Raw genomic sequence first — 14,825 nt, forward strand, 5'->3', positions numbered from 1 at the left:
CTAATGGCACTTGAAATAGTCGAAGGGTTCCAGACAGGCATTGCACACCCAACTGGCCTTGCAGGGGGTCGAGCCGAACTGGCTGACCCGCCGCGTGTCGGTGGCACCGCATCGCGGGCATGGCACGGTCAGGTTGCCGCCGCCAAGCGCACCGATCCGGGCCATGACATGGCCGTCGGGCGCGGTGCCCTCGATCGGCGGGGCGATGCCGTAATCGCGCAGCTTCTCGCGGCCTTCCTCGCTGATCCAGTCGGTGGTCCAGGGCGGCGAGAGGCGGCGTTCCAGCCTTATGTCCTCGACTCCCTTGCCGCGCAGATGGTTCTCGATATCCAGGTTGATCACCGCCGTGGCCGGGCAACCCGAATAGGTCGGCGTCACCGTCACCACCAGCGTCTCGCCCTGCCAGTCCACATCGCGGATGATGCCCAGATCGGTCAGCGAGATGACCGGGATCTCGGGGTCCGGGACCTCGGCCAGCCAGTCCCATATGGTCGAGACGGCGGGCCGCATCCTACCACTCCGCGCCGGGATAGGCGCGTTGCAGGAACTGCATCTCGGCGAGGATATAGCCCAGATGTTCGGTATGGGTGCCCTGCTTGCCGCCCTTGTGCGCGAATTTGGTATCGGGAACAGTCAGCGTCGCTTCGGCCAGCACGGGCAGCACGATTTCGTCCCATGTCTGGCGCAGCCCCGCCGGATCAGGCGCGATCCCCGATGCCGCCAGCGTCACATCCGTGTCGTCGCTGGAAAACATCTCCAGCGCGTAGGACCACTGGTCATCCAGCGCTGCCTGCATCCTTGCCTTGCTCTCGCTGGTTCCGTCGCCAAGCGCGATGACCTGCTCGGCCGAGCGTTCAAGGTGATAGCTGACCTCTTTCAGCGATTTCTGCGCGATTTCGGCCACGCGGGTATCGCTGGACCGCGTCAGCGCCTGAAGCTGCAGAAAATGGAACGCGTCGAACAGGAATTGCCGCATCAGCGTCGCGCCGAAATCGCCATTCGGGCGCTCGACCAGCAGAAGGTTGCGGAACTCCCACGCGTCGCGCAGATAGGCGAGATCGTCGGCGCTGCGGCCCTTGCCTTCAACCTCTGCCGCCAGACCCAGCCAAAGAGCGGTCTGACCGATCAGGTCAAGCGCCATGTTGGACATCGCAATGTCCTCCTCCAGTTGCGGACCATGGCCGCACCATTCGGAATTGCGATGCCCGAGGATCAGGGCATTGTCGCCCATGCGCAGCAGGAACTCGAAAAACGCATCCTGATCGGCGTCGGGGGTCGGTGCATGGCCGCCCTTGCCGCCATCCTGACGGGCAAGCTCAGCCGCGTTCGGGGTCATGATATCGGGAAGCGACGGCATCACATATGCCCTATTTCTTCGGGAATATCGTAGAAGGTCGGGTGGCGATACACCTTGTCATTCGACGGCTCGAACAGCGGTCCCTTGTCGGAGGGGCTGGAGGCCGCGATATCGACCGATTTCACCACCCAGATCGAAACGCCTTCATTCCGGCGCGTATAGACGTCGCGGGCATGCTTGATCGCGACCTCGGCATCGGGCGCATGAAGGCTGCCGACATGACGGTGGTTCAACCCGTGCTGACCACGGATAAAGACCTCCCAAAGGGGCCATTCGCTGGACATCTGTTCCTCCCTTCCTGCGGCACAACACCGCTGGGTATCGATCAATAAGCGTAAAGTTCGACCCGGTATCCGTCTGGATCGAGCGCCTGCACACGCGCCGGACCACCGGCGCTGTATTCCGTTTCGGTCACGCCATCGGCGCGAAAGCGTTCCCGTAGCGCCTCGACTTCCTCCGCAGTCCCGGCGAGGCTGCCGAAGTGATTGGTGCCCGGCAGCTCAGGTGGCAGATCGCCCTCACTCAGGGCCAGCAGACCGCCGCTGTCATCGGCGAGGATCAGCAGATGGTCATCGTCATGCACGCGCCGGGTCAGGCCGAAATACGCCCCATAGAACCGGGCCGAAGCTTCGCGATCCGACACTGTCAGCGCGACGTGGTTCAGCCGCGGCATCGGGTTATTCCGCCGCCACCGGGCGACGCGCCGCCTTCTTCTTCGCATGGGCGTTCATCGCCTCGCGATACCACGCGCCGTCCTCCCACGCCTTTACGCGGGCGCCGAGCCGTTCCTTGTTGCACGGCCCATTGCCCTTCAGCACCTGATAGAACTCGTCCCAGTCGGGTTCGCTGAAATCATAGCCGCCCTTTTCCTCGTTCCATTTGAGGTCCGGGTCAGGGATCGTCAGCCCCAGATATTCGGCCTGCGGCACGGTCTGGTCGACGAATTTCTGGCGCAGTTCGTCATTGGTGTTCATCTTGATCTTCCACGCCATGCTCTGCGCGGAGTGGACGCTGTCCTTGTCGGACGGCCCGAACATCATCAGCGAGGGATACCAAAGCCGGTTCAGCGCATCCTGCGCCATCTTCTTCTGTTCCGGCGTGCCATTGGCCATCTTCATCATGATCGCGTAGCCCTGCCGCTGGTGGAAACTTTCCTCCTTGCAGATGCGGATCATCGCGCGGCTATAGGGGCCATAGCTGGTCCGTTGCAGCGGCACCTGATTCATGATCGCCGCGCCATCGACCAGCCAGCCGACCGCGCCCATATCGGCCCAGGTCAGGGTCGGATAGTTGAAGATCGACGAATATTTCATATCGCCGGAATGCAGTTTCTCCAGCAACTCATCGCGGCTCACGCCAAGCGTCTCGGCGGCGCAATAGAGATACAGACCGTGCCCGGCCTCGTCCTGCACCTTGGCCAGCAGGATCTGCTTGCGCTCCAGCGTGGGGGCGCGGGTGATCCAGTTGCCCTCGGGCAATTGGCCGACGATTTCGGAATGGGCGTGTTGGCCGATCTGGCGGATCAGCGTCTTGCGATAGCCTTCCGGCATCCACTCTTTGGGTTCGATCTTCTCGTTCCGGTCGATGCGCTCCTGAAAGGCGATCTCTTCGGGCGACATCTCCTCGCGCGATTTGCCTTCGGATTTGACGAGCTGTGCATACATGGCAGTTCCTCCTCAGACGCGTTCGATAATGATGGCGATGCCCTGACCGACACCGACACACATGCAGCATAGCGCATATCTGCCGCCTGTGCGGTGCAGTTGATACATCGCGGTTGTGACCAGCCGTGCCCCGGACATGCCCAGCGGATGACCGATCGCGATGGCGCCACCGTTCGGATTAACATGGGGTGCATCGTCAGGAAGTCCAAGCTCTCGCAGCGTGGCAAGCCCCTGCGAGGCGAATGCTTCGTTGAGTTCGATCACATCCATCTGGTCAATTGTCAGACCTGCCCGCGCGAGCACTTTCTTCGCGGCAGGCGCAGGGCCGATACCCATGATGCGCGGCTCTACACCCGCTGCCGACATTGCGACGATCCGCGCCTTTGGGGTCAGACCGTTCTTCCCGGCCGCTTCCTTGCTGGCGATCAGAAGCGCACAGGCCCCGTCATTCACGCCCGAGGCATTGCCCGCGGTGACGCTTTTCTCGGGTCCGTTCACGCCCTTCAGCTTTGCAAGCTTGTCCGACGTGGTGCCGGGACGCGGATGTTCATCCGTGTCGACGACGATCTCATCGGCCTTTTTCTGAGGCACACTGACCGGCACAATCTCATCGGCGAAAATGCCCGCTTCATGAGCTGCGGCCCAACGCTCCTGACTGCGGGCCGCGAAGGCGTCCTGATCCTCGCGGCTGACGTTGAAGTCCTGGGCCACGTTGTCGGCGGTTTGCGGCATCGAATCGATCCCGTATTCAGCCTTCATCTTCGGGTTGACGAAGCGCCAGCCGATGGTCGTGTCGTAGACCGCATTGGCACGGCTGAACGCCGTTTCCGCCTTTGGCATGACAAATGGGGCGCGCGACATGCTCTCCACACCGCCCGCAATGATCATGTCGCAATCGCCAGCACGGATCGCACGGGCGGCCATGCCGACTGCATCCATCCCCGACCCGCAGAGCCGGTTGATCGTCGTGCCCGGCACATCCACCGGCAGCCCGGCCAGCAGCGCCGCCATGCGCCCGACATTTCGGTTATCCTCGCCCGCCTGATTGGCGCAGCCATAGATCAGATCATCGACGCTGGCCCAGTCCACGCCGGGATTACGCTCAACCAGGGCACGAAGAGGAACCGCCGCCAGATCATCGGCGCGGACTGATGACAGCGCACCGCCGTAGCGACCAATGGGCGTCCGGACTGCGTCACAGATGAAAGCGTCGGCCATGTTTCCCCCTCTCATGGCAGTCAGTCACAAGGCGTAAATTCTTTGACCGACCGTTCGGTTATTTATACGTCGATTCTCTAATCCGGCAAGAAAAATCTTCGCCCGTCCGCGCGCAGGCGGCAAGCACAGCTTTCTGTTTGTACTGTTGGAAGCGGGGCTCTGCCCCGCACCCCGAGGTATTTGCACACCAAAGACAGCGCCGCTGGTTATGCGGTCCTGGTCGGCTGCTGGGGTGCAAAATGTGGTGTGTCAGCCCATGCGGTAATTCGGGCTTTCGCGCGTGATCTGGACGTCATGGACGTGGCTTTCCTTCAGCCCTGCCCCTGTGATGCGCACGAAATTGCATCCGCCGCGCATCTCATCCACTGTGGCGCTGCCGGTATAACCCATTGCGGCCCGCAGACCGCCGACCATCTGATGGATGACCGCGCTGACGGGGCCCTTATAGGGCACCTGCCCTTCGATCCCTTCCGGCACCAGTTTGTCGGTTGCCGCATCCTTCTGGAAATAACGATCCGCTGAACCACGGGCCATTGCGCCCATTGAACCCATGCCCCGATAGGATTTGAAGCTGCGGCCTTGATAGAGGATGACCTCGCCCGGCGATTCGTCTGTCCCGGCAATGGCGCTGCCGACCATCGCGCAGTTGGCGCCAGCCGCAATCGCCTTGGCGAAGTCACCCGAAAACTTGATACCGCCATCCGCGATCACCGGAATGTCGCCTGCGGCCTCTGCGACATCCATAATGGCGGTCAGTTGTGGCACACCCACACCGGCAACGATCCGGGTGGTGCAGATGGAGCCCGGCCCGATCCCCACTTTGACGGCATCCGCCCCGGCGTCAATCAGGGCGCGTGCGGCCTCTGCCGTGGCGATATTGCCGGCGACGATCTGAATATCGGCGGAGAAGTTGCGCAGCTTTTCGACCGCGATGGCTACGCCCTCCGAATGGCCATGCGCCGTGTCGATCACCACCATATCCACGCCCGCGTCGATCAGCGCCTTGCTGCGTTCGAACCCTTCCTCACCAACGGTAGAGGCAGCGCCGACGCGCAGGCGGCCCAGATCATCCTTGCAGGCCAGCGGGTTCAGCACTGCTTTTTCGGTATCTTTCAGTGTCAACAGGCCGGTCAGGTGGCCGCTGCCATCGGTGACCAGAAGCTTTTCGATCCGACGCTCTTTCATCATCGCGATGGCCTGCGCGCGATCTGCAGGCTCTCGCAGGATGGCAAGGTTTTCCGCGGTCATCATCGCCTTGACCGGGGTCTTATCGTCGCTGGCAAAGCGCATGTCGCGATTGGTCACGATTCCCACCACCCGGCCGGCGTCATCGACGACCGGGAAGCCGGTCACGTTATAGCGCTCCTGCAGGGCTTTTGCATCAGCGAGGGTCTGATCCGGCCGCAGCGTGATCGGCTTGTAGACGATGCCGGACTCAAAGCGCTTCACGCGCCGGATCTCATCGGCCTGCTGGTCTGCGGTCAGATTGCGATGCACGATCCCCATCCCGCCGGCCTGAGCCATGGCAATGGCCATACGGCTTTCGGTGACTGTGTCCATGGCAGAGCTGAGCAGCGGGATATTCATCTGGATACCGCGTGTCACCCGCGTCCTGACATCTGCCGTTGACGGCATGACGCTTGAGGCCGCCGGAACCAGAAGAACGTCGTCAAATGTGAGGGCCTCACGAATCTGCATGGCAGCAATCCTTTAGGGGTTCGTTTGGCAGTTCCCCTTTTCACCTCAGGCGCGCTTTGTCTACCCCATTGCAGGCGCATATCGGCTTTGCGCGCTTTCGCTGACTGATTCGGCCCGGTTCGGAGCAGAAAAACCGCCCAGCCGATCACGATGCCTTCGGCCTGGGCGCGCGGGTGTCATCTAACCGTTGCAACAGTGACACGGTGACGCGTGGGCACCCGCATGCGACGCCACGTCATCGCGGTGGCGCGATTGATTCGCGCAACCGTCGATATAGCCTGTCCTTCGAACATTTGCGGCGTCTTCGGGGCCGCGCCAGGGAGGAAAACATGAAGAGAACACTAATAGGCACCGCTGCGTTGCTTCTGGGTACTGCCCCGGTCTTCGCAGGTGGTATCGAACGCTCGACCCAGTCTATCGGAATCTTGTTCGAAGAGGGCAATTACGTCGAATTTGGTGCCCAGATCACCAAACCGGACGTTGATGGCAAGGATCTGGCGATATATGGCGGTCGTGAGACCGGCAATGTCGCCGACGACTTCAATGTCGTTACCTTCGGATACAAACACCAGTTCACCGATCAGATTTCGGCCGCACTGATTGTTGAACATCCTTATGGCGCCGACATCGCCTATCCCGACCTTGACGTAACGTCACCTATAGATGGCTCTTATATGCTCGGCGGGACGAAGGCGAATGTGGAAAGCGCCCATATTTCGGCCATCCTGCGTTACAAGTTCAACGACAGCTGGGGCATTCATGGCGGCTTGCGTGCAACGAAGGCCTCGGGTGATGTGCGTCTGCAGGGGGCGGCCTATGGCGCGGCATCGGGCTATCGCGCGAAACTCGCAGATGACACAGCGGTGGGCTGGCTTGCTGGTTTCTCGTGGGAGCGTCCGGATATCGCGGCACGAATCGCGCTGACCTATTATTCCGACATCGACCATGACTTCGATACGAAGGAATTCATCGGTGCGACGCAGGTCGCCGAAGGCTCTACCGAAGTCTCGACGCCGTCGGCAATCGCGCTTGATTTCCAGACCGGTGTCGCCACCGATACGCTGGTATTTGGTCAGATCCGGCATGTAAAATGGTCGGAATTCACTGTGACGCCGGACTTTTTCGGTACCGCAGTCGCCGCTGACGGGCTGGTCAGCCTTGACGACTCCACCACCTATACGCTGGGTGTTGGCCGCAAGTTCACGGACAATTGGTCTGGCAGCGTGGCCTTCACATTCGAGCCGGAAGGTGACGATGATCTGGTGTCGCCCCTGGCACCGACCAATGGGCGCAAGGCGATCACGGTTGCCGGTATCTACACGATGGATAAATGGAAATTCACCGGCGGCATCAACTACACCAAGGTCGGCGATGCCAAGGCCGAAACCGGCACACCGGATGCGGCACGCGCCAACATGACGGATAACGACGCCGTCAGCCTCGGCCTGCGCATCGGTTATCGTTTCTGATCCGATCGAAACGCAATGATCCGGAAAGCCCCGCCTTTAGCGGGGCTTTTCTATTTCGACCGCGCTACTTAGATTGCGCGGACGGAAGGACAAGCGATGATCTATTCAAGCGGACAGGAATGGACGAACAGCAGCCGCAAGCGTGTGCTGCTGTTCGGCATGTCGGGCCTTGGCAAGACCTATCTGTCGAATATGCTGCGCGCATCCGGCGAGTGGTTTCACTACAGCATCGATTACCGTATCGGCACCCGTTACATGGGAGAGTTGATCGCCGACAACTTCAAGCGCGAGGCGATGAAGGTGCCGCTTCTGCGCGAATTGCTGATGTCGGACAGCGTCTATATCGCCAGCAACATCACTTTCGACAATCTGTCGCCGCTGTCGACCTATCTGGGCAAGCCCGGATCGGAGACGCGCGGCGGGTTGAATTTCGACACCTATACAAAGCGCCAGAGAGAGCATCGCGCCGCCGAAATCGCAGCACTTCTCGACACACCGCATTTCATCGAACGCGCAAGCGACATCTATCGCCTGCCGCATTTCGTCTGCGATTCCGGTGGTTCCATCTGCGAGGTTGTTGACCCCGACGATCCTGACGATCCCGTGCTGTCGACGCTGGAGCGGCACACGCTTATGGTCTGGATAAAAGGCTCTGACGCCCACACGGCCGAGCTTGTCCGGCGCTTCGACCGCGCACCAAAGCCAATGTATTACCAGCCCGCGTTTCTGGAACGCGCCTGGGTCGACTACCGCATGGAAAAGGGTCTGCGCGAAGAGCAGGTGGATCCGGATGACTTTATTCGCTGGACCTATGCCCGCGCGCTTGCCCATCGCCAGCCCCGCTATGAGGCGATGGCGCGGCGCGGTGTTACCATCACCGCCGAGGAAGTATCTGAAATCCGCTCCCCTGACGACCTCACCGCACTGATCGCATGCGCCATCGACCGCGAAGCGATTGTGCGCAGCGACCTGAATTCCAACCGCAAGGAAGCCTGAGAATGCCCATTACCCTGCCCAATGACCTGCCAGCCTTCGACATCCTGTCGGAAGAGGGCGTCATGGTCATGTCGCCGGGCCGGGCCGCGATGCAGGATATCCGTCCCTTGCGTATCGGGCTGCTGAACCTGATGCCGAAGAAAATTCAGACAGAAAACCAGTTCGGTCGTCTGATCGGTGCCACGCCCTTGCAGATAGACTTTCAGCTGATCCGTATGTCCGATCACGAAAGCCGGAACACGGCGGCGGATCACATGCAGTCCTTCTACCGCAAATTCTCGGAGGTGGAAGCAACCGGAGAGAAGTTCGACGGTCTCATCATCACCGGTGCCCCAATCGAGCAACTGCCGTTCGAACAAGTCACCTATTGGGAAGAGCTGACCCGCGTTTTCGAGTGGACGCAGACCAATGTGCATTCGACCTTCGGCGTCTGCTGGGGAGCGATGGCGATGGCGTGGCATTTCCACGGGCTGCCAAAGCATGATCTGCCGGCTAAAGCGTTCGGGTGTTTCCGGCATGAAAACCGTGCACCCTCTTCCCCCTTTCTGCGCGGCTTTTCCGACGATCTGCTGATCCCCGTCAGCCGGTGGACCGAGGTGCGGGCCGAAGATGTGGCCGCGCGCCCCGCGCTGAACACGCTCGTCGCCTCGGACGAGGTCGGGCCGTGCCTTTTACAGGATGAATCACACCGCGCGCTCTATGTCTTTAACCATTTTGAGTACGACTCGACTACGCTGAAGGACGAATACGACCGCGACGTCGAAGCGGGCAAGGCGATCAACGTGCCGGTAAATTACTATCCTGACGACGACCCCTCACGTACGCCGTCAAACCGCTGGCGCAGCCATGCGCATCTGCTTTACGGAAACTGGATAAATGAAATCTATCAAACGACGCCTTACGAAATTTCTGAAATCGGAAGGCCCGATTGAGCCTGTTCCGGTCGGCTCTGGAGCGATACCGGACGGGGCGGAGCACTTTTATGGACGCATCGCTGATGGCGTGGAACTGTACAGGGCATTCGATGCAGTGCCGACACGATACGCAGTGCATGGTGAGCGTTCGACCGGTACCAATTTCATCAACGCTATAATTGAACAAAACACCTCGCTTGAAAAATTTACTGCACTGGGCTGGAAGCACGGCATAATGAACTCACCGAAACTCGATGAATCGGTGCTGATCATCGCTATCGTCCGTGACTGGCAAAGCTGGTTGCCGCGCATGTTCCGAAAACCGTGGCATTGTTCCGACGAGATTCACGACCTCAGCTTTCACGATTTCCTGCGTGCACCCTGGGAAACGTATTACTACAAAGTGGGCAACGGCATTCAGATCGACACGAATTACCCACTGCAACCGGATCGGCATCCGCTCTCGGGCCGGCCTTTCAACAACATCCTGCAAATGCGCAACATTAAGCACAGCAATCTGCTTGGCCTGCGCAATCGCGGCTGCAACTACTGTCTCGTTCAATACGAATGGCTTGTACAACATCCACAAAAATTTCTCGATCTGATGGAAATGATCTTTCAGATACCCACGACCAGCTACACAGAAATCAAATCAGCGTTTGCAAAGAACTATCGACGCCAACCGCTGCGTGGACAGCCCAAGGATGACGAGTTTCAGGCGGAAAAAGCCTATATTCTGGAGCAGCTCGATCCCTCCATCGAGGCAGAACTTGGCTATCCAACGACGCCGGTCCGGACATAAGTTCAGTAGCACAAGAAACGGAGTGTAAGCATGGCCAAATCCAGCAAGTCCCCCCATCCCCTGCCCTATGTCGGCGAGATCACGAAATTTCTTGAGAACGACGCGCCGAAGGACATTCGCAAAGCAATCGAGAAGGGCGGCAAGGACGACATGCTCGACCCCGGCTACCCCTATCCCGAAGAAATGGACAAGGGTAGCTACGAAGACCACATCGACAAGTTGCAGGTCGAACTGGTCAAAATGATGCATGATATCACACTGACCGGGAAACGGCTGGTTGTCGTGTTTGAGGGCCGTGACGCAGCCGGAAAGGGCGGCACGATAGAGCGTGTGCGCGAAAACCTGAACCCGCGCTCTGCCTATATCGTAGCACTGCCCAAACCCACTGATAGAGAAGCGCGGCAATGGTATTTCCAACGCTATACCGACTGGCTGCCCGCCGACGGCGAAATCGCCCTGTTCGACCGCAGCTGGTATAACCGCGGCGTGGTCGAACGGGTATTCGGCTTTTCCACGGACGAACAGCGCGCGCGTTTCTTTGAACAGCTTCCCATGTTCGAAGAAATGCTGGTCGATGATGGCACAATCCTTGTGAAGCTGTGGCTGAATGTCGGACGGGCAGAACAGCTCAAACGCTTCCTGGACCGCGAAAAGGACCCGCTGAAACAGTGGAAACTGTCATCTATCGACGTGGAAGGGTTGGGGAAATGGAACGAATATACCGACGCCATCAAAGACACGCTGAAACGTTCCGACACCAAGCTGGCGCCTTGGACCGTCATCCGCTCTGACGACAAGAAACGCGCACGCATTGCGGCAATTCAGACGATCCTGGGCGCAGTCGATTACGCCGGAAAGGATGAGAAAGCCATTGGCGAAGTCGACAGTAATATCGCGGGCGGGCCAGAGATGATAAGCCGCTAGCCGGACCTGATCGTTCAGCCGTGCTTGACCTCTGCTGCTCAGCTCGCTGCGCCCAGTATTTTAACGAACGCAAAGGTATTCGAAATATGTTCCGCGCCATTCTGCTGTGGTTAGTCCTCGCCCTTCCAGCAACGGCCCAATCGCTGCCGGATTGGGACTACACATCAGTTAACGACTTCGCCCAATTGCTGACGAATGACGACACGCGCGTCATTGATCAGGCGCTGATCGCGCTGAATCAGGATACCGGGGTTGAGGGCACGGTCGTGACGCTGGCAAATCGCGCCGATCATGGTGGCAATTCCGGGCTGGAAAACTTTGCGACGCGCCTGTTCAATTACTGGGGCGTTGGCGATAAGCGCAAGAATGACGGCTTCATGGTCATGGTGCTTCGCGACGATCGAGAGGCCCGGATCGAACTGGGTGCCGGGTATCCTGCCGCTTTCGACAGCGTCGCTCAGGACATCATGGATGATGAGATGCTGCCGGAATTCCGCAACGGCGACTACTCCACCGGCCTTCGCAAGGGCACACTGGCGGTTATCGAACAAATTGCACGCCCCCATGCCAGCGGTGTCGCCCCCCCGCCACCGCCGGAACCCGGCTGGGGAGAGCGTAATCCCTTTGCCATTTTCATGATCGCATTCGGCGCAATCGCATCGCTCCCCCTGACTGTCGGCGGCTACCTGCTGTGGCGGCGCGGTCGCTGTCCGGAATGTGACAAACGCGATCTGGTGGAAATACAGGAACCCCTGCGCGAGGATCTGGACGATGGCGGCTGGCGCGTCGAACAATATTCCGTCAAACGTGTCTGTCAGCAATGCGGGTGGAGCAACACGTTCACCCGATCCTACAACTATACTGATACATATGCGGACGACGGAAGCTATCTGGGGCGGACGCATCACCGCAGCAGCAGTTCATCCAGTTCCAGCAGTTCAAGCAGTTCCAGCAGCGGGTTCGGCGGCGGCTCTTCCTCGGGCGGTGGTGCATCGGGCCGGTGGTGAGCAGTTGTTCAAAAGGCGGTCCCCTTCCTGAAATGCACTGACAACCTGCACGCTGCGCCTCAATCTGCTTGCGCGGTTTTCTGCCACCCGCTAGCGTCGGTAAGCTGACCCTTAACCGAAAGGCCATCGCATATGACCTTCCTGCGCTCGACCGCCATTGTCGCGGTTCTCGCCACCCCCGCATTCGCCGCCGATGACGAACTGACCGTCTTCGACTGGGCCGGTTTCGAAGAACCGATCCTGTTCCAGCCTTATATCGACAAACATGGCGACAGCCCGACCTTCGCGCTTTATGGCGACGATGATGAGGCATTCCAGAAGATCGCCTCGGGCTTCAAGGCGGATGTCGTCCATCCCTGCAGCCAGATGGTGTCGAAATACCGCGATGCCGGGCTGATCGAACCCTGGGATGTTTCGAAGATCCCGGCTTATGAAGACCTCGACCCGCAGTTCAACAGCTCCGAGGTGTTCCACGATGACGAAGGTGTCTGGTATATCCCGACCGATTGGGGCGCCACCGCCATCGCCTATAACACAGAGAATGTGCCGGAAGAGGATGTCTCTACCCTCGGCATTTTCACCAATCCCGACTATGCGGGCCGCACGTCGCTGCCGGACAGTTCCGACGATGTCTGGGCACTTGCCTACCTGGCCACCGGCGTCACCGATTGGACCGAGGTATCCGACGAACAGTTCCAGGCCGCCGCCGACTGGCTGCGCGAGGCACATCAGAACGTCGCCGCCTACTGGTCCGACCCGTCCGAGCAGGCGCAACTCATGGCCTCTGGTCAGGTCGATGTGGCATGGTCATGGAATGACGGCGTCGTCTATCTGCAAGAGGACGACTATCCGGTCGGCTTCCAGAGAGCGCCCGCGGAAGGTTCTTCAAACTTCATTTGCGGCTTCATCAATATGAAGGACGGCCCCGGCAATGAAGAAAAGGTCTATGACTTCATCAATGCATGGCTCGCGCCGGAGTCGGCCAAAGGTCTGCTTGACACAATCGGCTATGGCCCGACCACCGTCGCGGGGATGGAAACGATCAAGGACGAAGAAGCCGTAAAAACCGGCCTAGGTCCCATCGACGCACCAATCCTGAACCAGACCCCGAACGATCCGCAACTGCGCGAGCGTCAGCTTGCAGAGTTCGAGAAGATCAAGGCGGGCTTCTAAGCGCGCGAACGAGGATACGCTTCGCCCGAACCCTGGACTTTCGTAATCCGGAAACGGGCGAGGCGTGTTCACGCACCTTGCGCGCGACTACAATCGCCGCTTAGCTGTCAGGATGGAGCACAACCTTTCCCCTCAGCGATACCGAATTGGCCGATGCGCGGATGTCGGCGCTTGAAAACGACGTACTGCCCTTGACGCGTGAAGGCGTTGCTGCCGGGAACAAGATTTTCGGTGCTGTGCTGCTGCGCAAATCCGATAGCGGTGTCGTGCTCGCCGAAACGAATAACGAAACCGAGAACCCGTTGTGGCATGGCGAGGTGCATCTACTGAAGCGTTACCGCGAGGTGCAGGGCCTGCCGCCAGAAGAGCCGATCTTCCTTTCCACACACGAACCCTGTTCGATGTGCCTGTCGGCAATCAACTGGGCGGGGTTCGATAACTTCTTCGACTTCTTCACGCATGAGGGCAGCCGCGACAGCTTCGCCATTCCGCATGACCTCAAGATACTCAAAGAGGTATTTAGAGCGTTTTGCATTTAATCTGAGGCATATCCGGCAGCTTTGAGGGAACTTCAGCATTTGTCTGGCTGGAACATGTCACAGATGTCGCCAAGGGCTTCGAGCAAGGCATCAAAGGTTCTGGTGCCGATGCGCCGCAGGTGGGCTTTGAGTTTGGCGAAAGCCATCTCGACAGGGTTGAGATCGGGGCTTTAGGCGGGCAAGAACAGGAACCCGCAGCCTTGCTTGCGCATGGCTTCGGCGGCGCGCGGGCTTTTGTGTGCAGACAGGTTGTCGAGGAATGAGGAGGGTCAGGAATTGATCCGGGGGATCAATTCCCCGACGAATGACGCTTCCGGGATCGAGAGCCTGGCAAGCTGCGTCTCGATGTAGGTGTCGAAGGCCGACCTGTTCATTGCGCCTTTGATCACCCAAGGTGCGATCAGGGCGTCTTGCGTCTGCCCGGCGATGAAGGTCTGGGTCCCCCACTTGCCGAAAGGTGCCGTGCCATAGAGCCGTTCCCCGACCCGGGGCGCGCCCGCGCAGCCGCGTGAGGTTGGTCTTGACCGCGTGCGGCGTGGCCCTCGAACCGGTGGCGGGCTCACGCCTTACCGTCGATGAAGACCAGCCTGTGCGGCTCCTGTCGCATGCGGGGCTGACGATGCGTGATCCGGTCTCGGCGGGCCTGGCGCAGCGCGGGCCGATCACGTTCCGCCGCGATCAGTCCTTTTTTATATGATAGCCCCGCCCGTTCGAGAGCGCGGTGCAGCGAAGAGAGTTGAACATCTACGCCACATGTTTCCGACAGGGCGGCGGCGAGTTCCCTGAGCGTGATGTCCGGTTCGGCCCGCACGATCTCCAGCAGAAAATCCCGATGCGGTGCCAGCTTGCCGAACTGACCAGCCGGGCGACCTTGAGGTTTGGGGCGTGCAGCACCGTGGTCTCGATGCTCCGCCGCGAACCGAACCGCCGTCGCGGCGCTCACCCCGAAAAGCCGCCCTGCTGAATGGGCCGAGTTGCCCTTGGCAACGTAAGCGCAGATCCGTTCCCGAAGGTCCAAAGAATAGGGGTTGCCCATGATCAACCTCCCGGAAGAAGTGAATCAG

The 14,825-nt window shown here is 59.7% G+C and carries 15 protein-coding genes and 1 pseudogene; 8 read left to right on the top strand and 8 right to left on the bottom strand.

The annotated features are described in order from the left end of the window. The 7 genes from paaD to guaB all read right to left on the bottom strand — a co-directional run bounded on the left by paaD (position 1) and on the right by guaB (position 5,937). A complete protein-coding gene (paaD, locus tag PAF20_RS11660) occupies positions 1-510 on the bottom strand; it encodes a 1,2-phenylacetyl-CoA epoxidase subunit PaaD (RefSeq protein ID WP_271070805.1) in 510 nt (169 codons plus the stop codon). Between the two features lies 1 nt (position 511). Further along, on the bottom strand, positions 512-1,357 hold the full coding sequence (gene paaC / locus PAF20_RS11665) for a 1,2-phenylacetyl-CoA epoxidase subunit PaaC (RefSeq protein ID WP_271070806.1): 846 nt from the start codon (positions 1,355-1,357) through the stop codon (positions 512-514). Further along, positions 1,357-1,641, bottom strand: a complete 285-nt coding sequence (gene paaB, locus PAF20_RS11670; protein WP_271070807.1) for a 1,2-phenylacetyl-CoA epoxidase subunit PaaB — start codon at positions 1,639-1,641, stop codon at positions 1,357-1,359. Before paaB ends, paaC begins: the two co-directional genes overlap by 1 nt. Before the next feature lie 41 nt (positions 1,642-1,682). Next, complete coding sequence (locus tag PAF20_RS11675; RefSeq protein ID WP_271070808.1) at positions 1,683-2,030, bottom strand: VOC family protein; 348 nt, start codon at positions 2,028-2,030, stop codon at positions 1,683-1,685. 4 nt (positions 2,031-2,034) lie between these two features. Next, positions 2,035-3,021 (bottom strand): 1,2-phenylacetyl-CoA epoxidase subunit PaaA, encoded by a 987-nt coding sequence (gene paaA, locus PAF20_RS11680; RefSeq protein WP_271070809.1) that lies wholly within the window; start codon positions 3,019-3,021, stop codon positions 2,035-2,037. A 12-nt stretch (positions 3,022-3,033) separates the two neighbouring features. Further along, the gene (pcaF, locus tag PAF20_RS11685) at positions 3,034-4,239 is read right to left on the bottom strand and encodes a 3-oxoadipyl-CoA thiolase (protein WP_271070810.1); all 1,206 of its coding nucleotides are present in this window, start codon (positions 4,237-4,239) and stop codon (positions 3,034-3,036) included. A 249-nt stretch (positions 4,240-4,488) separates the two neighbouring features. Beyond that, positions 4,489-5,937: an IMP dehydrogenase gene (gene guaB, locus PAF20_RS11690; protein WP_271070811.1), complete on the bottom strand. Its 1,449-nt coding sequence runs from the start codon at positions 5,935-5,937 to the stop codon at positions 4,489-4,491. Positions 5,938-6,266: 329 nt separating this feature from the next. Here guaB and PAF20_RS11695 point away from each other — a divergent pair, with 329 nt between their 5' ends. From PAF20_RS11695 to PAF20_RS11730, 8 genes are all read left to right on the top strand, one after another. Continuing rightward, positions 6,267-7,406 (top strand): OmpP1/FadL family transporter, encoded by a 1,140-nt coding sequence (locus tag PAF20_RS11695; protein ID WP_271070812.1) that lies wholly within the window; start codon positions 6,267-6,269, stop codon positions 7,404-7,406. 96 nt (positions 7,407-7,502) lie between these two features. Beyond that, positions 7,503-8,402: an ATPase gene (locus PAF20_RS11700; RefSeq protein WP_271070813.1), complete on the top strand. Its 900-nt coding sequence runs from the start codon at positions 7,503-7,505 to the stop codon at positions 8,400-8,402. Between the two features lie 2 nt (positions 8,403-8,404). Further along, positions 8,405-9,334, top strand: coding sequence for a homoserine O-acetyltransferase MetA (gene metA, locus PAF20_RS11705; RefSeq protein WP_271070814.1), 930 nt, complete (start codon positions 8,405-8,407; stop codon positions 9,332-9,334). After that, positions 9,279-10,118, top strand: a complete 840-nt coding sequence (locus PAF20_RS11710; RefSeq protein ID WP_271070815.1) for a hypothetical protein — start codon at positions 9,279-9,281, stop codon at positions 10,116-10,118. The genes metA and PAF20_RS11710 overlap by 56 nt, the downstream gene beginning before the upstream one ends. A gap of 30 nt (positions 10,119-10,148) precedes the next feature. Then, complete coding sequence (ppk2, locus tag PAF20_RS11715) at positions 10,149-11,042, top strand: polyphosphate kinase 2 (RefSeq protein ID WP_271070816.1); 894 nt, start codon at positions 10,149-10,151, stop codon at positions 11,040-11,042. 86 nt (positions 11,043-11,128) lie between these two features. Further along, positions 11,129-12,049, top strand: coding sequence for a TPM domain-containing protein (locus tag PAF20_RS11720; RefSeq protein WP_271070817.1), 921 nt, complete (start codon positions 11,129-11,131; stop codon positions 12,047-12,049). A 132-nt stretch (positions 12,050-12,181) separates the two neighbouring features. Next, complete coding sequence (locus PAF20_RS11725; protein WP_271070818.1) at positions 12,182-13,222, top strand: ABC transporter substrate-binding protein; 1,041 nt, start codon at positions 12,182-12,184, stop codon at positions 13,220-13,222. Between the two features lie 161 nt (positions 13,223-13,383). Continuing rightward, on the top strand, positions 13,384-13,761 hold the full coding sequence (locus PAF20_RS11730; RefSeq protein ID WP_271070819.1) for a cytidine/deoxycytidylate deaminase family protein: 378 nt from the start codon (positions 13,384-13,386) through the stop codon (positions 13,759-13,761). 32 nt (positions 13,762-13,793) lie between these two features. On the opposite strand, the pseudogene PAF20_RS11735 reads toward PAF20_RS11730, so the two are convergent. Beyond that, a pseudogene (locus tag PAF20_RS11735) lies at positions 13,794-14,797 on the bottom strand (transposase). Positions 14,798-14,825 lie beyond the last annotated feature (28 nt).

This window comes from Paracoccus albus, from assembly GCF_027913035.1.
GTDB classification, from domain to species: domain Bacteria; phylum Pseudomonadota; class Alphaproteobacteria; order Rhodobacterales; family Rhodobacteraceae; genus Paracoccus; species Paracoccus albus.

Excerpts from the sequence above, each read along its gene's own strand:
- PAF20_RS11710 (WP_271070815.1), top strand. The coding sequence starts at position 9,279 with ATGAAATCTATCAAACGACGCCTTACGAAATTTCTGAAATCGGAAGGC.
- paaB (WP_271070807.1), bottom strand. The coding sequence starts at position 1,641 with ATGTCCAGCGAATGGCCCCTTTGGGAGGTCTTTATCCGTGGTCAGCAC.
- ppk2 (WP_271070816.1), top strand. The coding sequence starts at position 10,149 with ATGGCCAAATCCAGCAAGTCCCCCCATCCCCTGCCCTATGTCGGCGAG.
- metA (WP_271070814.1), top strand. The coding sequence starts at position 8,405 with ATGCCCATTACCCTGCCCAATGACCTGCCAGCCTTCGACATCCTGTCG.
- PAF20_RS11720 (WP_271070817.1), top strand. The coding sequence starts at position 11,129 with ATGTTCCGCGCCATTCTGCTGTGGTTAGTCCTCGCCCTTCCAGCAACG.
- PAF20_RS11725 (WP_271070818.1), top strand. The coding sequence starts at position 12,182 with ATGACCTTCCTGCGCTCGACCGCCATTGTCGCGGTTCTCGCCACCCCC.
- pcaF (WP_271070810.1), bottom strand. The coding sequence starts at position 4,239 with ATGGCCGACGCTTTCATCTGTGACGCAGTCCGGACGCCCATTGGTCGC.
- paaC (WP_271070806.1), bottom strand. The coding sequence starts at position 1,357 with ATGCCGTCGCTTCCCGATATCATGACCCCGAACGCGGCTGAGCTTGCC.
- guaB (WP_271070811.1), bottom strand. The coding sequence starts at position 5,937 with ATGCAGATTCGTGAGGCCCTCACATTTGACGACGTTCTTCTGGTTCCG.
- PAF20_RS11730 (WP_271070819.1), top strand. The coding sequence starts at position 13,384 with ATGTCGGCGCTTGAAAACGACGTACTGCCCTTGACGCGTGAAGGCGTT.
- PAF20_RS11675 (WP_271070808.1), bottom strand. The coding sequence starts at position 2,030 with ATGCCGCGGCTGAACCACGTCGCGCTGACAGTGTCGGATCGCGAAGCT.
- paaA (WP_271070809.1), bottom strand. The coding sequence starts at position 3,021 with ATGTATGCACAGCTCGTCAAATCCGAAGGCAAATCGCGCGAGGAGATG.
- paaD (WP_271070805.1), bottom strand. The coding sequence starts at position 510 with ATGCGGCCCGCCGTCTCGACCATATGGGACTGGCTGGCCGAGGTCCCG.
- PAF20_RS11700 (WP_271070813.1), top strand. The coding sequence starts at position 7,503 with ATGATCTATTCAAGCGGACAGGAATGGACGAACAGCAGCCGCAAGCGT.
- PAF20_RS11695 (WP_271070812.1), top strand. The coding sequence starts at position 6,267 with ATGAAGAGAACACTAATAGGCACCGCTGCGTTGCTTCTGGGTACTGCC.